The organism is Streptomyces sp. NPDC040610 (assembly GCF_055594065.1).
In genome coordinates this window covers 353228-377069 of sequence record NZ_JBVIXA010000004.1, presented here as the reverse complement: position 1 = coordinate 377069, position 23842 = coordinate 353228, and the positions used below count along the sequence as shown (strand labels likewise).

The window sequence follows — 23842 nt, the reverse complement described above, 5'->3', positions numbered from 1 at the left end:
GTTTTCATCCCGCCGCAACAAAACAGCTGGGGGCCGCGCCCCCGTTCCCCCTGCCTTTTCGGCGCTCCGCGCCTCGTCCTCAAACGCCGGACGGGCTGAAATTGCCCGCCCGGCGCCAAGGGGTCCGGGTCAGGACTGCGGCACGGGCACCGCCGCTTCCTTCGGGGTCTCGGTCGGGGCGAAGCGCGTGGGGGCCTGGCTGATGGGGGTCAGGTCCTTGTGGATGGCCTTGGAGACCCGCTGGATGGTGTCCACGCCGTAGTTCATGTTGCTGTTGCCGTGCGTGAGCACGGAGATCGTGTAGTCGTGGCCGCGGCCCTTGAAGGCGCCGAGGCTGTGGACGCGCCAGCCGTGTGTGGCTCGCGGCAGCCAGCCGTTCTTGACGGCGATGGAGGTGCCGGACGGGGCGCCCGCCGGGGTGCCCCAACGCTGGTCGCGGACGACCTTGCCCATCAGCTTCAGGATGTACGCGCGGGCGTTGTCGCTGAGGACGTTGTTCTTGCCGGTGACCAGGGCGAGCAGCTTCTGCTCGTCGGTGGCGTTGATCCGGGTGAGGCCCCAGTAGCCGCCGGAGCCGGGCACCGTCTTGGTCATCTTGGCGGCGGCCAGGAACTTCTTGACCTTGGTGACACCGAGCTGCCGCCACAGCGCGCTGGTGGCGTCGTTGTCGGATCTGGTGATCATGGCGGTGGCGAGGTTGGACTCGCGCTCCGTCAGGTACCGGTTGGTCTTCTTCGCGTCCCACAGCAGGGTCGCGAGCACGGTCACCTTGACGACGCTGGCCGAGTCGAACGACGTGGAGCCGCGCAGGGTGCAGGTGGTCTTCGTGGCCTTGTCGTGGAAGCCCACTGCGATGGTGCCCTTGCGGTTCTTCAGGGCGGCCGTGATGTCCTTCGTCAGCTTCTTCGCCAGCGCGGGCTGGGCCGACGAGGTGCACTTGACCTGGGCCGTCGCGGCGGCCGCCGGGGTGGCGGCCGCCACCCCGGCGACGGGCACGAGGACGGCGGCGGCCGCTCCCGCGCTCAGGATGCGGGCACGCCGGGATATGCGGTGAGTCATGGAGGTTCCCCCCGTAGTCGGACACGCGTACGCCCCCAGCGCACGCGTTTCACTTGACTCACCGGACCCGGTGAAAGGTTGCACGCAGAACGAAAAAACTCAGCCCAGATGCGTCGGCGCGAACATCCGCAGGAGCGCGGGCAGCACCACGACCGACGGCCCGGGCTCCGCCAGCGCCTTCGCCAGGTCCTCCCGCAGCCGCTCCGGCGAGGTCCGCACCCCCGGCACCCCGAAGGACTCGGCGAGCGCCACGAAGTCCGGCCGGGCCAGCTCCGTGCCGGTCGCCTCGCCGAAGGCGTCGGCCATGTACTCGCGCAGGATGCCGTAGCCCCCGTCGTCGACGATCAGCCAGGTGACGTCGAGGCCGTACTGCTTGGCCGCCGCCAGCTCCGCGATCGAGTACATCGCGCCGCCGTCGCCGGAGACCGCGAGGACGGGCCGCGTCGGGTCGGCCGCGGCGGCGCCGAGTGCGGCGGGGAAGCCGTAGCCGAGGCCGCCCGCGCCCTGCGCGGAGTGCATGGTGTTGGGCCGTCGCGCGTCGAAGGCGGACCAGGCCCAGTAGGCCAGGATCGTCATGTCCCAGAAGGACGGGGACCCGTCCGGCAGGGCGGCCCGCACGGCGGCGAGCACGTCCTGCTCCAGGGTCAGCTCCTGCCCGTCGATGCGCTCCCGCACGGCGGCGAGGACCTGTCGCACCCGCTCCGGTGCGGCGGGGTCGGGCCGCTCCCCGACGGTCTCCAGGAGCGCCGAGAGGGCGAGCCTGGCGTCCGCGTGGATGCCGAGCGCCGGGTGGTTGGACTCCAGCTTGCCGAGGTCGGCCTCGATCTGGATGACCCGGCCGCGGGGCGTGAACGTGTGGTAGTTGGACGACAGTTCGCCGAGCCCGGAGCCGACGACGAGCAGGACGTCGGCGTCCTCCAGGAAGTCGGTGGTGTGCCGGTCCTCCAGCCACGACTGGAGCGAGAGGGGGTGCTCCCAGGGGAAGGCGCCCTTGCCGCCGAAGGTCGTGACGACGGGCGCGTTCAGGCGCTCGGCGAGCGCGCGCAGCTTGCCGGAGGCGTCGGCGCGCACCACACCGCCGCCCGCGATGATCGCGGGCCGCTCGGCGCGGGTGAGCAGGTCGGCGGCCACGGCGGTGAGCTCGGGCCGGGGCACGACCTCGTGCGGGGTGGCGTCGACGGCCGTGACGACCGGCAGCGTGGTCTCGGCGAGCAGCACGTCCTGGGGGATCTCCACCCACACCGGCCCGTGCGGCGCGGTGAGCGCCGACTGCCAGGCCGCGGCGATCGCGGACGGGATCTGCGACGGCGTCCGCACGGTGTGCACGGACTTCACCACGTCCCGGAACGAGGCCTGCTGGTCCCGCAGCTCGTGCAGATAGCCGTGGCGCCCGCCGCCGAGCCCGGCGACGGGGACCTGGCTGCCGATGGCGAGCACCGGCGACGACCCGGCGGCGGCCTCCTGGAGCGCGGCCAGGGAGGTGAGCGCGCCGGGCCCCGTCGACAGGAGCAGCGGCGCGACCTCGCCGGTGATCCGGCCGTACGCGTCGGCGGCGAAGCCGGTGTTGTTCTCGACCCGCAGCCCCACGTACCGCAGGGAGGAGCGGCGCAGCGCGTCGAACATGCCGAGCGCGTGCTGGCCGGGAAGACCGAACACGGTGGTGGCGCCGAGGCCCTGCAGGGTCTCGACGACGAGGTCACCGCCGTTGCGGCCGGGCGGCGGGTTCAGGGCGGCGCGGGTCTGCGCCTCGGTGGGGCGCAGGACCAGGTCGTGGTCGTGGGTCACCGGGCGGCCTCCGCGGTCCCCCGGGCGGCGATCTCCTGGATCATGGCGGCGTCGCGGGCACCGGCGATCTGCCGGGACATGATCGTCGTCAGCTCGTACGCGGTGTGGGAGGCGGCCACGGCCGTGATCTCGGCGTGGTCGTAGGCGGGGGCGACCTCCACGACGTCGGCGGAGACGAGGTTGCAGGAGGACAGGCCCCGCAGGATCTCCAGGAGCTCCCGGGACGTCATCCCGCCGGCCTCCGGCGTACCCGTGCCCGGGGCGTGCGCCGGGTCGAGGCAGTCGATGTCGATGGAGATGTACAGCGGCCGGTCCCCGATGCGCTGCCGCAGCTGGTCGGCGACCTCGTCCGCGCCGCGGCGGTAGATGTCCGACGACGTGACGATGCCGAAGCCCATCTTCTCGTCGTCGGTCAGGTCCTTGCGGCCGTACAGCGGGCCGCGGGTGCCGACGTGGCTGAGCGCCGAGGTGTCGAGGATGCCCTCCTCCACCGCCCGGCGGAACGGGGTGCCGTGCGTGTACTCCGCGCCGAAGTACGTGTCCCACGTGTCCAGGTGCGCGTCGAAGTGCAGCAGCGCGACCGGGCCGTGCTTCTTCGCCATCGAGCGCAGCAGCGGCAGCGCGATCGTGTGGTCGCCGCCGAGCGTCATCATGCGCGCGCCGGTCGCGAGCAGGTCGTCGGCCGCCGCCTCGATCGTCTCCACGGCCTCGTTGATGTTGAACGGGTTCGCGGCGATGTCGCCCGCGTCGGCGACCTGCGCGAGGGCGAAGGGGGACGCGTCCTGGGCCGGGTTGTACGGGCGCAGGAGGCGGGACGCCTCCCTGATCGCGTTCCCGCCGAAGCGGGCGCCCGGGCGGTACGACACGCCCGTGTCGAAGGGGACGCCCACGACCGCGATGTCCGTCGTGCCGACCTCGTCGAGGCGGGGCAGCCTGGCGAACGTCGCGGGGCCCGCGTAGCGCGGGACGCGCGAGGAGTCGACAGGTCCACGGGGTTCGTTCGTCACGCTGCTGCTCATGGTCGGGTTCCTCCTGGTGATGCTGGTTGTACGTGGTCAAGTGTCGCGCGGTCGTGGGCCCTGCGGGGCTTTCCCCCATCCCGCCCCTTCCCGTAACCAGGGGGCTCCGCCCCCTGGGCCCCCGTATCGCCGCTCCGCGGCTCGTCCTCAAACGCCGGACGGGCTGAATCCAGCCCCTGGGGAATGTTCATGCCGTCACCGAAGCCTCCGGTGCCGTCGGCTCGGCCCCGCGCCCGGCGACCCGCTCGCGCCACGCGGCCAGCGTCACCGCGTCCGTGGGCGGCGTGGCCAGCGACACGACGACGTACACGACGAGCGAGGTCAGCAGCCCGTAGTAGATCGGCTCGTTGGCGAGGATGCCGTACCACCACATGAGGCCGACCACGGAGAGCCCACCGGCGACGACGGCGGCCAGCGCCCCCGCCCCGGTCCCGCGCCGCCACAGCAACCCGCCCAGGATGGGCACGAGCAGCCCGCCCACCAGCAGGTTGTACGCGACGGTCAGCGCCTGGACGACGTCGTTGAGGGCGATGGAGACGCAGATGACGGCGACGCCCATGACGAGGATGAAGAGCCGGTTGCCCTTCACCTCGTCGTGCGGCTCGTCGGAGGCGCCACCCGCGCGCACAGCGCCCCGCACCCGCGCCCAGATGTCGTTGTTGGCGACGGTCGCGCAGGCGATGAGCGCCCCGGACGAGGTGGACATGACGGCGGCGAGGGCGGCGGCGAGCACCAACCCCCGTACGCCCATGGGAAGTTCGTCCTTGACGATGGTGGCGAAGGCGGCGTCCGCGCTGGGCAGCTTGGGGTACATGACCTTGGCCGCCGTCCCGATGACGGCTCCGGCGAGGGCGTACACGAGGCAGTACGTCCCGGCGACGGTCCCCCCGTACCGGGCGACCTTGTCGCTGCGCGCGGTGAAGACGCGCTGCCAGATGTCCTGCCCGATGAGCATGCCGAACGTGTAGATCAGGACGTACGTGAAGATCGTCTCGGCACCGACGCCGAACGGCGAGAAGTACTCGTCCGGCAGCTTGTCCCGCATCTCCCCGAAGCCACCGGCCTTGACGACGGCGATGGGGAGCAGCAGGAGCAGCACACCCACTGTCTTGACGACGAACTGCACCATGTCGGTCAGCGTGATCGACCACATGCCGCCGAGGGTGGAGTACGCGACGACGATGGAGCCGCCGATGACGATGGCGAGCGTGCGGTTCATGTCGAAGAGGACGTCGAAGATGGTGGCGTACGCGATGGTCGAGGTGACCGCGAGCATCAGCGTGTACGCCCACATGACGACGCCGGAGAGGACGCCCGCGCGGCCGCCGTAGCGCAGGTCGAGCATCTCGGAGACGGTGTAGACGCGGAGCCGGGCGATGCGGGCCGAGAAGAAGATCGAAAGGGCGAGCAGGCCGAGGCCGATGGTGAACACCATCCACGCGCCGGACAGGCCGTGGGTGTAGCCGAGGCCGACGCCGCCGATGGTGGAGGCGCCGCCGAGGACGATCGCGGCCATCGTGCCGGAGTACATCCACGGCCCGAGGCGACGCCCGGCGACCAGGAATTCGCTCTTCGACTTGGCGCGGCGCATGCCCCACCAGCCCATGGCCAGCATCCCGGCGAGATAGACGACGATCACTGTGTAGTCGACGGCCATGGTGGGGCCTCCTTGCGCGCTCGGTCGGTGGCGTGTCGTGCGGGTGGAGTGCTGCGGGGAGCTGCGAGGACCGGCCGCGGGGACATCCGCCCGTACCCGAGGCGCCGGTCGGCACGACCTTAGGTGGCCGGAAAGCGACGCTGAAGTGTACGTTTCCTACACTCGCCGAGCGGTGGATGGAGGAAGTGTCCATGGTGCCGAACCCCGAGCCCACGTCGCCGCCGTCACCAGCACCACCCCCGACCCCACCCGTCCCCCTGACCGCCCTGCTCGCCCACGAGGAGCTGGGCCTGCGCCAGATCGCGGGCCCGGACGCGGGGCGCACCGGCGCCGTCGTGCACTGGGTGCACACCTCGGAGATGGCCGACCCGTACCCGTACCTGCTGGGTGGCGAGCTGCTGCTCACGGCCGGGGTGCACGTCCCGGCGGCGGACGCGGAGGGTGCGGCCGACCGCCTGGACGCGTACGCGGCGCGCATCGTGGCGGCGGGCGGCGCGGCGCTCGGCTTCGGGGTGGCCCCCGTGCACGACACGGTGCCGCGGGCCCTGGTCGACGCCTGCGAACGCCACGGCCTCCCCCTCCTGGAGGTGCCCCCGCGCACGACCTTCAGCGGCATCGCCCGCGCGGTGTGGCAGCTCATGGCCGAGGCCCGGCACGCCGAACTCCGCCGCGTCACCCAGGCCCAGCAGGGCCTGGCGGCAGCGGCGTCCCGCCCGGACCCGGTCCCGTCCCTGCTCCGCCAACTGGCGGCACGCCTCGGCGGGTACGCGGCGCTGTACAGCCCGGACGGAACGCCCACCCAGGCGGCGGGCACGCCCCCGGAGGCGGAGGCGGGTCTGGCGTTGGGACGGCTGGTGGGGGTGGTCAATCCGGGCGGGGGCGCGGGGTTGGGCGGCGTGGCGGGACCCGGCGGCCCGACGGGGCAGGCCGGCCAGGCCGCGCGGCAAGCCGAGCGGGCTCCTCGCCCGGCGCCCGCCTCCGCCACCGACACGGTCGCCGGGGCCCACCTCACCGCGTACGCCCTCGCCGGGGCGCACGGGCTCGCGCTCGGGGTGGCCACGCGGCAGCGGGAACCGGGCGACCACACACTGGCCGGGGTCGCCGCCGTGCTCCTGTCGCTGCTGACCGCGCCGCACCAGGGCGCGGCCGAGTCGGCCCGGTCGGCGGCGCTGGTGCGGCTGCTCCTGGGCGCGGCCCCGGAGGACGTGGCGCCACTGCTCGGCGCCGGACGGTGGACCGTCGTCCACGCCCGGGTACGCGGCGGCGACCACGACCGGACACCGGCCACCCCGGCGTCCCTGGCGGCGGCCCTGGGCAGCACCCTGGCGGACGACGGCAGGGGGGCCGAGGGCGACGGGTCCGGCGACGAGGGCCGGGCTGGGGGCAGCGGCGGCAGCACCGGTAGCGGTAGCGGAACCGGCAGCGGCAGCGGCGGCAGCAGCAGCGGAACCGGCACCAGTAGCCGCACCGAGGCCCACGGCGGCCCGGCAGGCGACGGCGCCCCCCACCCCGTACGCCTGCTCCTGCCCGCCGACCGGGAACCCGCCCCGCAGACCGGCTGGACGCTCGGGGTCTCCGCGCCCGCCGGGGCCGGGGCCCTGCCCGCCGCCGACGCGCAGGCCGCGCGGGCCCTGCGTCGGGCCGAGGCGACGCGGGTGCCGTTGGTACGGCACCGCGAGACCGGTCTGGCCGGGCTTGTCGCACCGGCCGAGGCCGACGCGCACGCGCGGGCGCTGCTCGCCCCGCTCGGCGGGGGGCCGCTCGCCGAGACGCTGCGCACCTGGCTCTCCCTGCACGGCAGTTGGGACCGTACGGCCGCTGCCCTGGCCGTGCACCGCAACACCGTCCGCCAGCGCATCACCCGCTGCGCGACGCTGCTCGACGCGGACCTGGACGACCCGGACGTCCGCATGGAGCTGTGGTTCGCGCTGGGGCGCAGGGACGGGGCGGGCTGAGCAGCGGGGGCCGTACGCCCCGGGGCGACTGCGGTACCCGCAGGCGGCACCGGCCGCCCGACCACGTACCCGAGCCCCGATCCGCACGCGCCGGAGTGGTCTCAGCCCTCCGCACGCCCCCAGAACGTGAGTCGCCGCACAGGTCCGGCCTGCGGGACGGCCCGCGCCGGGGTCGTTGGCGACGGCACAATGGGTCGCATGCCGATACCCAGCCGCGCCGCGCTCGTCGATCATCTCGTCCGCACCCGCATCGCGGGCGATGTCGCGACGCCCCGCGACAACAACCTCTCCCACTACCGCAAACTCGCGAACGGCGACCGCCACTACTGGCTGGGCCTTGAGCTGGGCGACCGCTGGACCGACGAGCAGGACGTGCTCGCGGTGATGGCCGAGCGCTGCGGTGTGAACGACGACCCCGAGTACCGCCAGGGTCAGGACACCATCGACCCGGAGCTGACCGTCGACGCCCTGGAGCGGATGGCGGGGCGGCTGCGCAAGGCCGCGTCCGCCAAGGAGCGCGTGCTGTTCGCGACCGGTCACCCCGGCGGTCTGCTCGACGTGCACCGCGCGACGGCCGCCGCGCTGCGCGCCGCGGGCTGCGAGATCGTCGTCATCCCGGAGGGGCTCACCGCCGACGAGGGCTTCGTCTTCCAGTTCGCGGACGTGGCCGTCCTGGAGCGCGGCGCGACCCTCTGGCACACCCACTCCCCCGAGCCGATGAACGCCATCCTGGACGGCCTGCTGCGCGAGGAGCGGCCCCTGCCGGACCTCGTCGTCGCCGACCACGGCTGGGCGGGCCGCGCGGGCCAGCGCGGGATCGACTCCGTCGGGTACGCGGACTGCAACGACCCCGCCCTGTTCATCGGCGAGGCCGAGGGCACCGTCCAGGTCACGGTGCCGCTCGACGACCACGTGACCAGCCCGCGGTTCTACGACCCGCTGACGGCGTACCTGCTCGACGCGGCGGGGCTGGCGCAGGCCTGAGTCGGCCGGAGACGCCGTCGGCCCCAGGGGCGCCCGGAGCCTCAGCCCCGGGGAACCCGGACCACACCCTCCTGGATCACGGTCACCGCCAGCTTCCCGTCCATCGTCCAGATCCGTCCCTGCCCCAGGCCACGCCCGCCCCCGGACGACGGCGACTCCTGGTCGTAGAGGAGCCACTCGTCCGCACGGAAGGGCCGGTGGAACCACATGGCGTGGTCGAGCGAGGCGCCGACGACGTCCCCGACGGCCCACCCGCCGCGCCCGTGGGCGAGCAGCACGGAGTCGAGGAGCGTCATGTCGGAGACGTACGTGGCGAGGCACAGGTGCAGGAGCGAGCCTGCGGGCTCCGCGCCGAGCTTGCCGTTGGTGCGGAACCACACCTGCGACCGCGCCTGCCGGGGCGCGCCGACACTGGCGAACGGCGGCTCGTCCACGTACCGCAGGTCGACGGCGGCCCGCGCCTCGAGGAGCCGCCGCACGACGTCGGGCCCGAGCACGTCCACGTACCCGGGCAGCGACTCGGCGGCGGTGGGCAGCGTCTCGGGGTCGGGCGCGGGCGGCATCCCGTCCTGGTGGTCGAGCCCCTCCTCGTACGCCTGGAACGACGCGGAGAGGTGGAAGATCGGCTGCCCGTGCTGCACGGCGACGACGCGGCGCGTGGTGAAGGAGCGCCCGTCGCGGATGCGGTCGACGGTGTAGACGATGGGCACGCCGGGGTCGCCGGGGCGCAGGAAGTAGGCGTGCAGGGAGTGCGCGATTGGGGTCTCCCCTGCTCGAGCGGAGCCGAGAGCTTGGGGAAGGTCGCCGGGGACGGTGCGCCCGGCGGCGACGAGGGCCTGCGCGGCGACCTGGCCGCCGAAGACGCGCGGCACGAGCGACGTCCGGCTGACGCCGCGGAAGATGTCCTCCTCGACCCGTTCCAGGTCGAGGAGGCCGAGCAGGCTTTCGAGTTCCTCGCTCATCGGCGAGTTACAGACCCATCGACTTCGCGATGATCATCTTCATGACCTCGCTGGTGCCGCCGTAGATGCGGTTGACGCGGTTGTCGGCGTACAGGCGGGCGATCGGGTACTCGTTCATGAAGCCGTAGCCGCCGTGGAGCTGGAGGCAGCGGTCGATGACGCGGTGCGCGACCTCGGTGCAGAACAGCTTCGCGGAGGCGGCCTCGGCCGGGGTCAGCTCGCCCGCGTCCAGGGCTTCGAGGGCGCGGTCGGCGACGGCCTCGGCGGCGTCCACCTCGGCCTGGCAGGCGGCCAGTTCGAACTTGGTGTTCTGGAACGAGGCGACGGACTTGCCGAAGACGGCGCGCTCCTGGACGTACTCCTTGGCGAACCGGACGGCGGCCTTGGCCTGCGCGTACGCGCCGAAGGCGATGCCCCAGCGCTCGGAGGCGAGGTTGTGGCCGAGGTAGCCGAAGCCCTTGTTCTCCTCGCCGAGCAGGTCGTCGACCGGGACCTCGACGTCGACGAACGCCAGCTCGGCGGTGTCGGAGACCTTCAGGCCGAGCTTGTCGAGCTTGCGGCCGACCGAGTAGCCCGCGGACTTGGTGTCGACGGCGAACAGGGAGATGCCGTAGCGGCGGTCGTCCTCGCGCGGGGCGGAGGTGCGGGCGCAGACGATCACGCGGTCGGCGTGGACGCCGCCGGTGATGAAGGTCTTGGCGCCGTTGAGGACGTAGTGCGTGCCGTCGTCGGAGAGCTTGGCGGTGGTCTTCATGCCCGCGACGTCGGAGCCGGTGCCGGGCTCGGTCATGGCGAGCGCCCACATCTCCTCGCCGGAGACGAACTTGGGCAGGAAGCGCTTCTTCTGCTCGTCGGTGGCGAGCATCTCGATGTACGGCAGGCCGAGCAGGACGTGCACGCCGGAGCCGCCGAAGGAGACGCCCGCGCGGGCCGTCTCCTCGTACATGACGGCCTCGAACTTGTGCGAGTCGATGCCGGCGCCGCCGAACTCCTCGGGGACACGGATGCCGAAGACGCCGAGGTCGGCGAGCTTGTAGTAGAAGTCCCTCGGCGCCTGGCCCGCCGCGAACCACTCGTCGTACACGGGCACGACCTCGGCCTCGATGAAGGCCCGGACGGTCTCCCGGAATGCCTCGTGGTCCTCGGTGAAAACGGTTCGGCGCACGGCTTGGACTCCCTCTGGCGACGGCGCGTACTAAGCGCTTGCTCAGCCCGAGGTTACCCGGCGGTCACTGTGACCGTCCAGAGCCAGAACTGTCACCTGCGTCTCCCCTGGAGGCCGCCGCCAGCGCCCCGTGCGCCAACCTGCTCAGCAGCCCCGCCATGCCCTCCCGGTCCGGGAGCGACCCCGGCCGCCCCAGGTGCGGCGTCGAGTTCAGGAGGCCGAAGACCGCGTGCACCGACGCCCGCGCCTCGGCCTCGGCGAGCCCGGCGTACACGTCCCGCACCGCGGAGACCCACAGCTCCACGTACCGCCGCTGGAGCGAGCGGACCAGTTTGCGGTCGCTGTCCCGCAGGCGGTCCAGCTCCCGGTCGTGGAGAGTGATCAGCGGGCGGTCGTCGAGGGCGAAGTCGATGTGGCCCTCGATGAGCGAGTCGAGCACGGCCCCGGGCGACCCCGCGGCCTCCGCGGCCCGGCGCTCACCGCCCCGCAGCAACTGCTCGCTGATCCCCACGAGCAGCTCGGCCAGCATCGCGTCCTTGCCCGCGAAGTGGCGGTACAGGCCGGGCCCGCTGATCCCGACGGCGGCCCCTATCTCGTCCACGCCGACGCCGTGGAAGCCGCGCTCGGCGAAGAGCCTCGCGGCTTCCTTGAGGATCTGCTCGCGGCGGGTGGGGGCGTCGGTCCTGGTGGCCATGGAAGCAATTCTAGACAGCACGGTTAGCGGTCGTTAACCTTAACGGCATACGTTAACGCTCACTAACAGTGGGAGCCCAGCGGATGCAACAGGCACCAGTCCTCGCGAGCGCGGCGGACCCCGCCTCGGAAGCCTGGCGGTCGAACGAGACGGCGCACCGCGCCCTGGTCGAGGAGCTGCGCGGCAAACTCGCGGCGGCCCGGCTCGGCGGCGGCGAGCGCGCCCGGCAGCGGCACGTGGCGCGCGGCAAGCTGCTGCCGCGCGACCGCGTGGACGCCCTCCTCGACCCCGGCTCGCCGTTCCTCGAACTGGCCCCGCTCGCGGCCGACGGCATGTACGACGGCGCGGCCCCGGCCGCCGGCGTCATCGCGGGCGTCGGCCGGGTCAGCGGGCGCGACTGCGTCATCGTCGCCAACGACGCGACCGTCAAGGGCGGGACGTACTACCCGATGACGGTCAAGAAGCACCTGCGGGCGCAGGAGGTGGCACTGGAGAACCGTCTCCCCTGCCTCTACCTGGTCGACTCGGGCGGCGCCTTCCTGCCGATGCAGGACGAGGTGTTCCCCGACCGCGAGCACTTCGGGCGGATCTTCTACAACCAGGCGCGGATGTCCGGCGCGGGCATCCCGCAGATCGCGGCGGTCCTCGGGTCCTGCACGGCGGGCGGGGCGTACGTGCCCGCGATGAGCGACGAGGCCGTGATCGTGCGCGACCAGGGCACGATCTTCCTCGGCGGCCCGCCCCTGGTGAAGGCCGCCACCGGCGAGGTCGTCACCGCCGAGGAGCTGGGCGGCGGCGAGGTCCACTCCCGGGTGTCGGGCGTCACCGACCACCTCGCCGAGGACGACCCGCACGCCCTGCGCATCGTCCGCACGATCGTCTCGACGCTCCCCGCGCGCGGGGAGCTGCCCTGGGAGGTCCGCCCGGTCGAGGAGCCGAAGGTCGACCCGCTCGGCCTGTACGGCGCGGTGCCGACGGACTCCCGCACCCCCTACGACGTCCGCGAGGTCATCGCCCGCGTCGTCGACGGCTCGCGCTTCGCCGAGTTCAAGTCCGAGTACGGCCAGACCCTGGTGACGGGCTTCGCACACATCCACGGCCACCCCGTCGGCATCGTCGCGAACAACGGCATCCTGTTCTCGGAGTCCGCCCAGAAGGGCGCCCACTTCATCGAGCTGTGCGACCAGCGCGGCATCCCGCTGGTCTTCCTGCAGAACATCTCCGGCTTCATGGTCGGCCGGGACTACGAGGCCGGGGGCATCGCCAAGCACGGCGCGAAGATGGTCACGGCGGTGGCCTGCACCCGCGTCCCGAAACTGACCGTCGTGGTTGGCGGCTCGTACGGAGCGGGCAACTACTCGATGTGCGGCCGGGCCTATTCGCCGCGCTTCCTGTGGATGTGGCCCAACGCCAAGATCTCCGTGATGGGCGGCGAGCAGGCGGCGTCCGTCCTCGCCACCGTCAAGCGCGACCAGCTCGAAGCGCGCGGCGAGGAGTGGTCGGCCGAGGACGAGGACGCCTTCAAGGCCCCGGTCCGCGCGCAGTACGAGGAACAGGGCAACGCCTATTACGCCACGGCACGGCTGTGGGACGACGGTGTCATCGACCCGTTGGAGACCCGCCAGGTGCTCGGCCTGGCTCTGACCGCGTGTGCCGGGGCGCCCTTGGGCGAACGCGGCTTCGGCGTCTTCCGGATGTGAGGGACCAGACCCCATGAGCATGTTCGACACAGTCCTTGTGGCCAACCGGGGCGAGATCGCCGTCCGCGTCATCCGTACGCTGCGGGCGCTCGGCGTCCGTTCGGTGGCCGTCTTCTCCGACGCCGACGCCGACGCCCGGCACGTCCGCGAGGCCGACACGGCGGTGCGGCTCGGGCCCGCCCCGGCCGCCGAGAGCTATCTGTCGGCCGAGCGCCTCCTGGCGGCCGCCGCCGCGTCCGGCGCCCAGGCCGTCCACCCCGGCTACGGCTTCCTCGCCGAGAACGCCGCCTTCGCGCAGGCCTGCGCGGACGCCGGGCTCGCCTTCATCGGCCCGCCCGCCACCGCCATCGACCTGATGGGCGACAAGATCCGCGCCAAGGAGACCGTGCGGAAGGCCGGGGTCCCCGTCGTCCCCGGCTCCTCGGGCAGCGGCCTCACCGACGCCCAGCTCATCGACGCCGCCCGGGAGATCGGCACCCCCGTGCTCCTGAAGCCCTCCGCGGGCGGCGGCGGCAAGGGCATGCGCCTGGTCCGCGACGCCGCCCTCCTCGGCGAGGAGATCGCCGCCGCCCGGCGCGAGGCCCGTGCCTCCTTCGGCGACGACACCCTCCTCGTCGAGCGCTGGGTCGACCGCCCCCGGCACATCGAGATCCAGGTGCTCGCCGACGCGCACGGCAACGTCGTCCACCTCGGCGAGCGCGAGTGCTCCCTCCAGCGCCGCCACCAGAAGATCATCGAGGAAGCGCCGTCCGTCCTCCTCGACGAGGCGACGCGGGCCGCGATGGGGTCCGCCGCCGTGGAGGCCGCGCGCTCCTGCGGGTACGTCGGGGCGGGCACCGTCGAGTTCATCGTGCCCGGCGACGACCCCGCCTCGTACTACTTCATGGAGATGAACACCCGCCTCCAGGTCGAGCACCCCGTCACGGAGCTCATCACCGGCCTCGACCTGGTGGAGTGGCAGCTCCGGGTCGCCTCCGGCGAGCCGCTGCCCTTCGCCCAGGACGACATCACGCTCACCGGGCACGCGGTGGAGGCCCGCGTCTGCGCGGAGGACCCGGCTCGCGGGTTCCTTCCGTCCGGCGGGACCGTCCTCTCCCTGCACGAGCCGTCCGGCAACGGCGTGCGCACCGACTCCGGGCTCAGCGAGGGCACGGAGGTCGGGAGCCTGTACGACCCGATGCTGTCCAAGGTCATCGCGTACGGGCCGGATCGCGCGACCGCGTTGCGGAAGCTGCGGGCCGCGCTCGCGGAGACGGTCACCCTGGGGGTGCCGACGAACGCGGGGTTCCTGCGGCGGCTGTTGGCCCACCCGGCGGTGGTGGCCGGGGACATCGACACCGGCCTGGTGGAGCGGGAGGCCGAGGGGCTGGTGGACCCGGATGTGCCGGTGGAGGTGTACGGGGCGGCGGCGTTGGTGCGGGCGGCCGGTTCCTTCCCCGATCCCGCCCCTTCCCGAAACCGGGGCTCCGCCCCGGACCCCGCTCCTCAAACGCCGGAGGGGCTGAAGAACAACGCGTGGCTCGACCCCTTCTCCGTGCCCAACGGGTGGCGCCTCGGCGGTGAGCCCGCGTGGACCGTGCACCATCTGCGGGTGCCGGGGCACGAGCCCGTGTCCGTGCGGACACGTCTGACCGCCGACGGCGACGTCGAAGTCGACCTCGGGGGGCCCGGGGGCTCGCCCCCGGTTTCGGGAAGGGGCGGGCTTGGGGAAGGCTCCGCGCAGCGCCCCACCCTCCACCTCGACGGCCGCACCCACACCTTCCACCGCGCCGGCACCTGGCTCGGCCGTGACGGCCACGCCTGGCACGTCCAGGACCACGACCCCGTGGAAGCCGCCCTCAGCGGCGCCGCGCACGCGGGCGTGGACGCGCTGACGGCGCCCATGCCCGGCACGGTCACCGTCGTCAAGGTGGCCCCCGGCGACGTGGTGGCCGCGGGCCAGAGCCTGCTGGTGGTGGAGGCGATGAAGATGGAGCACGTCATCTCCGCGCCGCACGCGGGCACCGTCACCGAACTGGACGTCACCCCGGGCACCACGGTCGCCATGGACCAGGTCCTTGCCGTGGTGACCCCCGCGGAGGAGGACGCGTCATGACCGCACGAGCCCCCGGCGGCCTGCCGATGGTCGTCCCCACCGAGGACCTCCCGCCCCGCGTCCGCATCCACGAGGTGGGCGCCCGGGACGGCCTGCAGAACGAGAAGGCGACCGTGCCCACCGAGGTGAAGGCGGAGTTCATCCACCGCCTGGCGGCCGCGGGCCTGACCACGATCGAGGCGACCAGCTTCGTGCACCCCAAGTGGGTGCCCCAACTGGCCGACGCGGAAGACCTGTTCCCGCTCCTCGACGACCTCGCGCACACCAAGGGCGTGCACCTGCCGGTGCTGGTCCCGAACGCCCGCGGCCTGGACCGCGCCCTCGCGCTCGGCGCCCGCCGCGTCGCGGTGTTCGCGAGCGCCACCGAGTCCTTCGCCAAGGCCAATCTGAACCGCACGGTGGACGAGGCGCTCGCCATGTTCGAGCCGGTGGTGGCGCGGGCGAAGGAGGCTCAGAGCGCGCACGACCAGGTGCATGTGCGCGGCTATCTGTCGATGTGCTTCGGCGACCCCTGGGAGGGCGCCGTCCCGATCGCCCAGGTCGTCCGCGTCTGCAAGGCGCTGCTCGACATGGGCTGCGACGAGCTGAGCCTCGGCGACACGATCGGCGTGGCGACCCCCGGCCACGTACAGGAACTGCTCGCCGCCCTGAACGAACAGGGCGTGCCCACGCACCGCGTGGGCGTGCACTTCCACGACACCTACGGCCAGGCGCTCGCCAACACCCTGGCGGCCCTGCAGCACGGGGTGACGACCGTGGACGCGTCCGCGGGCGGCCTCGGCGGCTGCCCGTTCGCCAAGAGCGCCACCGGAAACCTCGCCACCGAAGACCTCGTGTGGATGCTTCACGGCCTCGGCATCGAAACCGGGGTCGACCTCGGCCGTCTCACCGCCACGAGCGTGTGGATGGCCGGCCAGCTGGGCCGACCGAGCCCGTCCCGCACCGTGCGTGCCCTCTCCCACCAGGAGCAGTGAGAACGATGGACCACCACCTCTCCCCCGAGCACGAGGAACTGCGCCGTACCGTCGAGGCGTTCGCCCACGACGTGGTCGCCCCGAAGATCGGCGACCTCTACGAGCGGCACGAGTTCCCGTACGAGATCGTGCGCGAGATGGGCCGCATGGGCCTCTTCGGGCTGCCCTTCCCCGAGGAGTACGGCGGCATGGGCGGCGACTACCTGGCGCTCGGCATCGCCCTGGAGGAGCTGGCGCGCGTCGACTCGTCCGTGGCGATCACGCTGGAGGCGGGCGTCTCCCTGGGCGCGATGCCGCTGCACCTGTTCGGCACCGAGGAGCAGAAGCGGGAGTGGCTGCCGCGGCTGTGCTCCGGCGAGATCCTGGGCGCCTTCGGCCTGACCGAGCCGGACGGCGGCTCCGACGCGGGCGGCACGCGCACGACGGCGCGCCTGGACGAGGCGACCGACGAGTGGGTCATCAACGGCACGAAGTGCTTCATCACCAACTCCGGGACCGACATCACGGGCCTGGTGACGGTGACGGCGGTGACGGGCCGCACGGACGCGGGCAAGCCCCTGATCTCCTCCATCATCGTGCCGTCCGGCACGCCGGGCTTCACGGTCGCGGCGCCGTACTCGAAGGTCGGCTGGAACGCCTCGGACACGCGGGAGCTGTCGTTCTCCGACGTGCGGGTGCCGCGGGCGAACCTGCTCGGTGAGATCGGCCGCGGGTACGCGCAGTTCCTGCGGATCCTGGACGAGGGCCGGATCGCGATCGCGGCGCTCGGCACGGGGCTCGCGCAGGGCTGTGTCGACGAGTCGGTGAAGTACGCCAAGGAGCGGCACGCGTTCGGGCGGCCGATCGGCTCCAACCAGGCCATCCAGTTCAAGATCGCCGACATGGAGATGAAGGCGCACACGGCGCGGCTCGCCTGGCGCGACGCGGCCTCGCGGCTCGTCTCCGGGGAGCCGTTCAAGAAGGAGGCGGCGCTGGCGAAGCTGTACTCGTCGACGGTCGCCGTCGACAACGCGCGCGAGGCCACGCAGATCCACGGCGGGTACGGCTTCATGAACGAGTACCCGGTGGCGCGGATGTGGCGGGACTCCAAGATCCTGGAGATCGGCGAGGGCACGAGCGAGGTGCAGCGCATGCTGATCGCCCGGGAGCTCGGCCTCACCAGCTGAGGCGGGAGGGGCCGCCGACCGGGGCGGGGGGCCGCTGGACCGGAAGCAAGGTTAGGTTAACCTAAGCACCACTTCCGGCCAGTGCCCCGTACGAAAGCAGAGACCTCATGTCGCACAGCCTCCGCACGCCCTCGCGCCGCGGCATCCTCGCCGCGGGCGGCGCCCTCGGGCTCACCGCCGTCCTCGCCGCCTGCGGGGACGACAAGAAGGACAAGAGCGGCGGCTCGGGCAGCGGCACCAAGGACGGCGGCCCCTGGTCCTTCAAGGACGACCGCGGCGAGACGGCCAAGGCGGACGCGACGCCCGCGAACATCGTGGCGTTCACCGGCGTCGCGGCCGCTCTGTACGACTACGGCGTCGAGGTCAAGGGTGTTTTCGGCCCGACCAGGACCAAGGACGGCAAGCCGGACGTCCAGGCCGGCGACATGGACATCAGCAAGGTGACCATCCTCGGCAACGCCTGGGACCAGTTCAACATCGAGAAGTACGTGGGCCTCCAGCCCGACGTCCTGATCTCCACGATGTTCGACGACAAGGGCACCCTCTGGTACGTCCCCGAGCAGTCCAAGGACAAGATCCTGGGGCTCGCCCCGAGCGTCGGCGTCTCCGTCTACGACCGGCAGATGACCAAGCCCCTGGAGCGCATCCTCGCCCTCGCCGAGTCGCTCGGCGCGGACGTGAAGTCCGACAAGGTCGTCACGGCGAAGAAGCGCTTCGAGGCCGCGGCGGAGCGGCTGCGCAAGGCCGCGAAGTCCCGCCCGGAGATCAAGGTCCTGATCGGCTCGGCGAGCGCGGAGATCTTCTACGTCTCCGGCTCCGACCTCTCCGCCGACCTGGAGTACTTCAAGGCGCTCGGCGTGAACATCGTCGAGCCGCCGGAGAAGGCCAAGAAGGAGAGCGGTGGCTGGTTCGAGAACCTGTCCTGGGAGAACGTCGACCAGTACGAGGCCGACGTGATCATGATGGACAACCGCACGTCGGCCCTGCAGCCCGCGGACCTGGCGAAGCAGAAGCCCACCTGGGGCAAGCTGCCCGCCGTCAAGGCCGGGCAGGTCATCCCGCGCGTCACCGAGCCGATCTTCTCGTACGCCAAGTGCGCACCGATCCTTGAGGACCTGGCCAAGGCCATCGAGAAGGCCAAGAAGGTCTCCTAGCCGGGCGCCGACCCCGGAGCCGCCCGTCTGCTTCCGCAGGCGGGCGGCTCTTTGTGTGAGTACCCCTGTGACCTGCGAGTTTATGGACGACTCGTGAATATCCCGGTGACTTGTGGGACGGAAGGGACCCCAGGACCCTGTCGCGATGAACTTAGGTTAGGCTACCCTAAGTTCCATGTCGCGCCCTCGGCCCTCCCTGCTGTGCCCTGTCCCGGGGGCGCGACCAAGTCCCCTCACCTGGAGGACAGTTCATGCGCTCGCACCTGCTCAATGACACCACCACGGAGCGGTACCGCGCCTCCGTGACCGAAGGAGTCGAGCGGGTGGCGGCCAGAATCGCCACCACCTCCCGCCCGTTCACCGGCGTCTCCGCGGACGCGCTCACCCCCCGCGTCGAGGCCGTCGACCTCGACACCCCGCTGCACGACACCGGCGCCGCCCTCGACGAGCTGGACGAGCTGTACCTGCGCGACGCCGTCTACTTCCACCACCCCCGCTACCTGGCCCACCTCAACTGCCCGGTCGTCATCCCGGCCGTGCTCGGCGAGGCCGTCCTGACCGCCGTGAACTCGTCCCTGGACACCTGGGACCAGTCCGCGGGCGGCACCCTCATCGAGCGCCGCCTGATCGACTGGACCGCCGAGCGCATCGGCCTCGGGCCCGCCGCCGACGGCGTGTTCACCTCCGGCGGCACCCAGTCCAACCTGCAGGCGCTGCTCCTCGCCCGCGAGGAGGCCAAGGCGGAATCCCCCGACCGGCTGCGCATCCTCGCCTCCGAGGTCGGCCACTTCAGCGTCCAGAAGGCCGCGAAGATGCTCGGCCTCGGCCAGGACGCCGTCGTGGTGATCCCCACCGACCGCGACAAGCGCATGCAGACCGTGGCGCTCGCCCGCGAGCTGGCCCGCCTCGACCGCGAGGGCCTGGTCCCCATGGCCGTCGTCGCGACCGCGGGCACCACCGACTTCGGCTCCATCGACCCGCTGCCGCAGATCGCCGACCTCTGCGCGCAGTACGAGACGTGGCTGCACGTCGACGCCGCCTACGGCTGCGGTCTGCTCGCCTCGCGCACCCGCCGCGACCTGCTCGACGGCATCGAGCGCGCCGACTCCGTCACGGTCGACTACCACAAGTCGTTCTTCCAGCCGGTCAGTTCGTCCGCGCTCCTGGTCCGGGACGCGGTGACGCTGCGGCACGCCACGTACCACGCCGAGTATCTGAACCCGCGGCGCGCGGTGCAGGAGCGCATCCCCAACCAGGTCGACAAGTCCCTGCAGACGACCCGCCGCTTCGACGCCCTGAAACTGTGGATGACGCTGCGCGTGATGGGCGCCGACGCCATCGGCGACCTCTTCGACGAGGTCTGCGACCTGGCGGCCGAGGGCTTCGACCTGCTCGCCGCCGACCCGCGCTACGACGTCGTCGTCCAGCCGAGCCTCTCCACGCTCGTCTTCCGCTACATCCCGGCGGCGATCTGCGACCCGGCGTCCATCGACCGCGCCAACCTCTACGCCCGCAAGGCCCTGTTCACCTCCGGTGCCGCCGTGGTCGCGGGCACCAAGGTGGGCGACCGCCAGTACCTGAAGTTCACCCTGCTCAACCCCGAGACCACGGCCGCCGACATCGCCGCCGTCCTCGACCTGATAGCCGGCCACGCCGAGCAGTACCTGGGAGAGAACCTTGACCGCGCCAGCTGACCGCCACGACGCGCGGCCGCAGACCCCGACGGCCACGGCGCCGGACACGACGTACGACTTCATCGGCATCGGCCTCGGGCCCTTCAACCTCGGCCTCGCCTGTCTCACCGAGCCCCTGGACGACCTGAACGGCCTGTTCCTGGAGTCCAAGCCGGACTTCGAGTGGCACTCGGGCATGTTCCTGGACGGCGCCCATCTGCAGACTCCGTTCATGTCGGACCTGGTGACGCTCGCCGACCCCACGTCCCCGTACTCCTTCCTGAACTTCCTGAAGGAATCGGGTCGTCTGTACTCCTTCTACATCCGCGAGAACTTCTATCCGCTGCGCCGGGAGTACAACGACTACTGCCGCTGGGCCGCCGGGAAACTCTCCTCCGTCCGCTTCGGCACGACCGTGACCCGGGTGTCGTACGACAACGGCGTCTACGACGTGACGACCGGCTCCGGCGCCACCCTGCGCGCCCGCCACCTCGTCCTCGGCACCGGCACCCCGCCCCACATACCGGCGGCGTGCGAGGGCCTCGGCGGCGACTTCCTGCACAACTCCCGCTATCTGGAGCACAAGGAGGAGCTGCAGAAGAAGAACTCCCTCACCGTCGTCGGCAGCGGCCAGAGCGCCGCCGAGATCTACTACGACCTGCTCGCCGACATGGACACCCACGGCTACCGCCTCAACTGGGTGACCCGCTCGCCGCGCTTCTTCCCGCTGGAGTACACGAAACTGACGCTGGAGATGACCTCTCCGGAGTACATCGACTACTTCCACGCGCTGCCCGAGGACACCCGCTACCGCCTGGAGAGCGAGCAGAAGAACCTGTTCAAGGGCATCGACGGGGAGCTGATCGACGCCATCTTCGACCTGCTGTACCAGAAGAACCTCGACGGGCCCGTGCCCACCCGGCTGCTCACCAACACGAGCCTGCGAAAGGCCCGGCACACGGGCGGCGTCTACACCCTCGGCCTGCGCCAGGAGGAGCAGGGCAAGGACTTCGAGATGACGACGGAGGGCCTGATCCTCGCCACCGGCTACCGCTACGCCGTCCCCGCCTTCCTGGAGCCGCTGCGCGACCACCTGCGCTTCGACGGCCACGGCCGCTTCGACGTGGCCCGCAACTACTCCGTGGACGCCACCGGCCGCGGTGTGTTCCTCCAGAACGCCGCCGTCCACACCCACTCCATGACCAGCCCCGACCTCGGCATGGGCCCGTACCGCAACGCGTACATCATCCGTGAGCTGCTCGGCCGCGAGGTCTACCCGGTCGAGAAGTCCATCGCCTTCCAGGAGTTCGCCGTATGAGCTGGATGCAAGGAACGGGCAGGACGAGCGGCACGAGCGGCATGAGACGCAGGCCGAGCCGGGAACGCGGCGTCGGCACCCTCACCATGCGCCCCCTCGACCCGTTCGAGGACGCCGAGCTGGTCCACTCCTGGGTCACCCACCCCAAGTCGGCCTTCTGGCTGCTCCAGGGCGCGAAACTGCAGGACGTGGAGCGCGAGTACATGGGCATCGCCGCCTCCGAGCACCACGACGCGTTCGTCGGCCTGCACGACGGGGAGCCCGCGTTCCTGATGGAGCGCTACGACCCCCGCTACATCGAGCTGGTCGGCCTGTACGAGCCCGAGCCCGGCGACGTCGGCATGCACTTCCTGGTCGCCCCCACCGACCGGCCGGTGCACGGCTTCACCCGCGCCGTCATCTCCACGGTGATGGAGCACCTGTTCGCCGACCCGCGCACCCACCGCGTCGTCGTCGAACCCGACGTCACGAACACGGCCGTGCACCGCCTCAACGAGGAGGTCGGCTTCGTGCCGGAGCGCGAGATCGACAAGCCGGAGAAGCGGGCGCTGCTCAGCTTCTGCACCCGCGAGAGTTACGAGGCGGCCGTGGTGCGCCACGCCGTAGCAGCACGCCCCACCGCAGTTTCTGGAGCACGGACATGACCCTGACGCCCACCGCACCCCTGACGCGCCTCTCCCCCCAGGCCGAGGCCGTGGACCATCTGAACCCCGAGCGCTGGGCCGAGGCCAACCGGCTCCTCATCCGCAAAGCCCTCGCCGAGTTCGCGCACGAGCGGCTGCTCGCCCCCGAGGAACTGGGCGCGGGCCGGTACGTCGTGCGCAGCGACGACGGCCTGACCCGCTACCGCTTCGCCGCGCGCGTCTTCGCCCTCGACCACTGGGGCATCGACGCCTCCTCGATCACCCGCCACCGCGACGGCGCCGAACTCCCCCTGAACGCCCTGGAGTTCTTCACCGAACTGCGCGGCGCCCTCGGCCTGAGCGACCAGGTCCTGCCGGTGTACCTGGAGGAGATCTCCTCCACCCTCTCCGGCACCTGCTTCAAACTCACCAAGCCCCGCGTCTCCGCCGCCGAGCTGGCCACCGCCGGTTTCCAGGAGATCGAGACCGGCATGACCGAGGGCCACCCCTGCTTCGTCGCGAACAACGGACGGCTCGGCTTCGGCGTGCACGAGTACCTCTCGTACGCCCCCGAGACCGCGAGCCCCGTCCGGCTGATCTGGCTGGCGGCGCGGCGCGACCGGGCCGCGTTCACCGCGGGCGAGGGCCTGGAGTACGAGTCGTTCCTCCGCGCCGAGCTGGGCCGGGAGACCCTGGACCGGTTCGACGCCGTGCTGCGCGCCCAGGGCCTCGACCCGGCCGACTACCTCCTCATCCCGGCCCACCCCTGGCAGTGGTGGAACAAGCTCTCCGTGACCTTCGCCGCCGAGGTCGCCGACCGGCGTCTGGTGTGCCTGGGCGAGGGCGACGACGAGTATCTGGCCCAGCAGTCGATCCGGACGTTCTTCAACGCCTCCGCTCCGGCCAAGCACTATGTGAAGACGGCCCTCTCCGTCATCAACATGGGCTTCATGCGCGGGCTCTCGGCCGCGTACATGAAGGCGACCCCGGCCATCAACGACTGGCTGCACGCCCTCGTCGCCTCCGACGAGGTCCTGCGCTCCACCGGCCTCGGCATCATCCGCGAGCGCGCTGCCGTGGGCTACCGGCACCTGGAGTACGAGGCCGCCACCGACCGCTACTCGCCGTACCGCAAAATGCTCGCCGCGCTGTGGCGCGAGAGCCCCGTGCCGACCCTGAAGGACGGCGAGCGGCTCGCCACCATGGCGTCGCTGCTGCACACCGACCGCGACGGGGCCTCCTTCGCGGGCGCCCTCATGGAGCGCTCGGGCCTGGCGCCCGCCGAGTGGCTGCGCCGCTATCTGCGCGCCTATCTGACGCCGCTGCTCCACTGCTTCTACGCCTACGACCTGGTGTTCATGCCGCACGGCGAGAACGTGATCATGGTCTTGAAGGACGGTGTCGTCGACCGGGTCCTGTTCAAGGACATCGCCGAGGAGATCGCCGTGATGGACCCGACGGCGGTCCTGCCGCCCGAGGTCGAGCGGATCCGCGTCGACGTGCCCGAGGACCGCAAACTCCTGTCGATCCTCACGGACGTCTTCGACTGCTTCTTCCGCTTCCTGTCCGCGAGCCTCGTCTCCGAGGGCCGCATCGACGAGGACGTCTTCTGGCGCACGGTCGCCGAGTGCGTCCGCGACTACCAGCACTCGATGCCCGAACTGGCCGACAAGTTCCGGCAGTACGACATGTTCGCGCCCGAGTTCGCGCTGTCCTGCCTGAACCGGCTCCAGCTGCGCGACAACGAGCAGATGCTGGACCTCGCCGACCCGGCGGGCGCCCTCCAGCTGATCGGGACCCTGAAGAACCCGATCGCCTAGACCGGGCGGGGCTCCGCGGACGGTCCCGCGGAGCCCCGC

Annotated in this window: 18 protein-coding genes; 11 read left to right on the top strand and 7 right to left on the bottom strand. The window is 71.9% G+C overall.

Annotation, left to right across the window (positions count from 1 at the left end):
- Positions 1-129 precede the first annotated feature (129 nt).
- From ACZ6AA_RS17530 to ACZ6AA_RS17515, 4 genes are all read right to left on the bottom strand, one after another.
- On the bottom strand, positions 130-1059 hold the full coding sequence (locus tag ACZ6AA_RS17530; RefSeq protein WP_468449834.1) for a serine hydrolase: 930 nt from the start codon (positions 1057-1059) through the stop codon (positions 130-132).
- A 99-nt stretch (positions 1060-1158) separates the two neighbouring features.
- Positions 1159-2844 (bottom strand): thiamine pyrophosphate-binding protein, encoded by a 1686-nt coding sequence (locus tag ACZ6AA_RS17525; protein ID WP_468449835.1) that lies wholly within the window; start codon positions 2842-2844, stop codon positions 1159-1161.
- Positions 2841-3863 carry an agmatinase gene (gene speB / locus ACZ6AA_RS17520; RefSeq protein WP_468449836.1) on the bottom strand — a complete coding sequence of 341 codons (1023 nt, stop codon included), beginning with the start codon at positions 3861-3863 and terminating at the stop codon, positions 2841-2843. The genes ACZ6AA_RS17525 and speB overlap by 4 nt, the downstream gene beginning before the upstream one ends.
- Positions 3864-4050: 187 nt before the next feature.
- Positions 4051-5520, bottom strand: coding sequence for a sodium:solute symporter family protein (locus tag ACZ6AA_RS17515; RefSeq protein ID WP_468449837.1), 1470 nt, complete (start codon positions 5518-5520; stop codon positions 4051-4053).
- A 176-nt stretch (positions 5521-5696) separates the two neighbouring features.
- On the opposite strand from ACZ6AA_RS17515, the gene ACZ6AA_RS17510 reads away from it, so the two are divergent.
- Both ACZ6AA_RS17510 and ACZ6AA_RS17505 read left to right on the top strand, forming a co-directional pair.
- Positions 5697-7475: a PucR family transcriptional regulator ligand-binding domain-containing protein gene (locus ACZ6AA_RS17510; protein ID WP_471458725.1), complete on the top strand. Its 1779-nt coding sequence runs from the start codon at positions 5697-5699 to the stop codon at positions 7473-7475.
- A 198-nt stretch (positions 7476-7673) separates the two neighbouring features.
- Positions 7674-8459 carry a phosphatase gene (locus ACZ6AA_RS17505; protein ID WP_468449839.1) on the top strand — a complete coding sequence of 262 codons (786 nt, stop codon included), beginning with the start codon at positions 7674-7676 and terminating at the stop codon, positions 8457-8459.
- A gap of 41 nt (positions 8460-8500) precedes the next feature.
- Here the strand turns inward: ACZ6AA_RS17505 and ACZ6AA_RS17500 are convergent, their stop codons facing one another.
- The 3 genes from ACZ6AA_RS17500 to ACZ6AA_RS17490 all read right to left on the bottom strand — a co-directional run bounded on the left by ACZ6AA_RS17500 (position 8501) and on the right by ACZ6AA_RS17490 (position 11280).
- Complete coding sequence (locus ACZ6AA_RS17500) at positions 8501-9421, bottom strand: acyl-CoA thioesterase (RefSeq protein ID WP_468449840.1); 921 nt, start codon at positions 9419-9421, stop codon at positions 8501-8503.
- A gap of 7 nt (positions 9422-9428) precedes the next feature.
- Positions 9429-10586, bottom strand: a complete 1158-nt coding sequence (locus tag ACZ6AA_RS17495) for an acyl-CoA dehydrogenase family protein (RefSeq protein ID WP_468449841.1) — start codon at positions 10584-10586, stop codon at positions 9429-9431.
- 64 nt (positions 10587-10650) lie between these two features.
- Entirely contained in the window at positions 10651-11280 is a 630-nt protein-coding gene (locus ACZ6AA_RS17490) for an SACE_7040 family transcriptional regulator (protein WP_468449842.1), read from the bottom strand.
- A gap of 83 nt (positions 11281-11363) precedes the next feature.
- On the opposite strand from ACZ6AA_RS17490, the gene ACZ6AA_RS17485 reads away from it, so the two are divergent.
- The 9 genes from ACZ6AA_RS17485 (at position 11364) to ACZ6AA_RS17445 (ending at position 23803) form a co-directional block, all read left to right on the top strand.
- Positions 11364-12980, top strand: a complete 1617-nt coding sequence (locus tag ACZ6AA_RS17485; RefSeq protein ID WP_468449843.1) for a carboxyl transferase domain-containing protein — start codon at positions 11364-11366, stop codon at positions 12978-12980.
- A 19-nt stretch (positions 12981-12999) separates the two neighbouring features.
- Complete coding sequence (locus tag ACZ6AA_RS17480) at positions 13000-15075, top strand: acetyl/propionyl/methylcrotonyl-CoA carboxylase subunit alpha (RefSeq protein ID WP_471458971.1); 2076 nt, start codon at positions 13000-13002, stop codon at positions 15073-15075.
- Positions 15072-16049: a hydroxymethylglutaryl-CoA lyase gene (locus ACZ6AA_RS17475; RefSeq protein WP_471458721.1), complete on the top strand. Its 978-nt coding sequence runs from the start codon at positions 15072-15074 to the stop codon at positions 16047-16049. The genes ACZ6AA_RS17480 and ACZ6AA_RS17475 overlap by 4 nt, the downstream gene beginning before the upstream one ends.
- 5 nt (positions 16050-16054) lie before the next feature.
- Positions 16055-17215 carry an acyl-CoA dehydrogenase family protein gene (locus ACZ6AA_RS17470; protein ID WP_468449844.1) on the top strand — a complete coding sequence of 387 codons (1161 nt, stop codon included), beginning with the start codon at positions 16055-16057 and terminating at the stop codon, positions 17213-17215.
- Positions 17216-17322: 107 nt separating this feature from the next.
- Positions 17323-18369: an ABC transporter substrate-binding protein gene (locus tag ACZ6AA_RS17465; RefSeq protein ID WP_468449845.1), complete on the top strand. Its 1047-nt coding sequence runs from the start codon at positions 17323-17325 to the stop codon at positions 18367-18369.
- Between the two features lie 251 nt (positions 18370-18620).
- On the top strand, positions 18621-20063 hold the full coding sequence (locus ACZ6AA_RS17460; RefSeq protein ID WP_471458719.1) for a pyridoxal phosphate-dependent decarboxylase family protein: 1443 nt from the start codon (positions 18621-18623) through the stop codon (positions 20061-20063).
- Between the two features lie 61 nt (positions 20064-20124).
- The gene (locus ACZ6AA_RS17455) at positions 20125-21360 is read left to right on the top strand and encodes a lysine N(6)-hydroxylase/L-ornithine N(5)-oxygenase family protein (protein WP_468450221.1); all 1236 of its coding nucleotides are present in this window, start codon (positions 20125-20127) and stop codon (positions 21358-21360) included.
- 41 nt (positions 21361-21401) lie between these two features.
- Complete coding sequence (locus tag ACZ6AA_RS17450) at positions 21402-22004, top strand: GNAT family N-acetyltransferase (protein ID WP_468450223.1); 603 nt, start codon at positions 21402-21404, stop codon at positions 22002-22004.
- On the top strand, positions 22001-23803 hold the full coding sequence (locus ACZ6AA_RS17445; protein ID WP_471458717.1) for an IucA/IucC family protein: 1803 nt from the start codon (positions 22001-22003) through the stop codon (positions 23801-23803). The genes ACZ6AA_RS17450 and ACZ6AA_RS17445 overlap by 4 nt, the downstream gene beginning before the upstream one ends.
- Positions 23804-23842 lie beyond the last annotated feature (39 nt).

Excerpts from the sequence above, each read along its gene's own strand:
- ACZ6AA_RS17530 (WP_468449834.1), bottom strand. The coding sequence starts at position 1,059 with ATGACTCACCGCATATCCCGGCGTGCCCGCATCCTGAGCGCGGGAGCG.
- speB (WP_468449836.1), bottom strand. The coding sequence starts at position 3,863 with ATGAGCAGCAGCGTGACGAACGAACCCCGTGGACCTGTCGACTCCTCG.
- ACZ6AA_RS17515 (WP_468449837.1), bottom strand. The coding sequence starts at position 5,520 with ATGGCCGTCGACTACACAGTGATCGTCGTCTATCTCGCCGGGATGCTG.
- ACZ6AA_RS17510 (WP_471458725.1), top strand. The coding sequence starts at position 5,697 with ATGGAGGAAGTGTCCATGGTGCCGAACCCCGAGCCCACGTCGCCGCCG.
- ACZ6AA_RS17505 (WP_468449839.1), top strand. The coding sequence starts at position 7,674 with ATGCCGATACCCAGCCGCGCCGCGCTCGTCGATCATCTCGTCCGCACC.
- ACZ6AA_RS17500 (WP_468449840.1), bottom strand. The coding sequence starts at position 9,421 with ATGAGCGAGGAACTCGAAAGCCTGCTCGGCCTCCTCGACCTGGAACGG.
- ACZ6AA_RS17490 (WP_468449842.1), bottom strand. The coding sequence starts at position 11,280 with ATGGCCACCAGGACCGACGCCCCCACCCGCCGCGAGCAGATCCTCAAG.
- ACZ6AA_RS17485 (WP_468449843.1), top strand. The coding sequence starts at position 11,364 with ATGCAACAGGCACCAGTCCTCGCGAGCGCGGCGGACCCCGCCTCGGAA.
- ACZ6AA_RS17480 (WP_471458971.1), top strand. The coding sequence starts at position 13,000 with ATGTTCGACACAGTCCTTGTGGCCAACCGGGGCGAGATCGCCGTCCGC.
- ACZ6AA_RS17475 (WP_471458721.1), top strand. The coding sequence starts at position 15,072 with ATGACCGCACGAGCCCCCGGCGGCCTGCCGATGGTCGTCCCCACCGAG.
- ACZ6AA_RS17470 (WP_468449844.1), top strand. The coding sequence starts at position 16,055 with ATGGACCACCACCTCTCCCCCGAGCACGAGGAACTGCGCCGTACCGTC.
- ACZ6AA_RS17465 (WP_468449845.1), top strand. The coding sequence starts at position 17,323 with ATGTCGCACAGCCTCCGCACGCCCTCGCGCCGCGGCATCCTCGCCGCG.
- ACZ6AA_RS17460 (WP_471458719.1), top strand. The coding sequence starts at position 18,621 with ATGCGCTCGCACCTGCTCAATGACACCACCACGGAGCGGTACCGCGCC.
- ACZ6AA_RS17450 (WP_468450223.1), top strand. The coding sequence starts at position 21,402 with ATGAGACGCAGGCCGAGCCGGGAACGCGGCGTCGGCACCCTCACCATG.
- ACZ6AA_RS17445 (WP_471458717.1), top strand. The coding sequence starts at position 22,001 with ATGACCCTGACGCCCACCGCACCCCTGACGCGCCTCTCCCCCCAGGCC.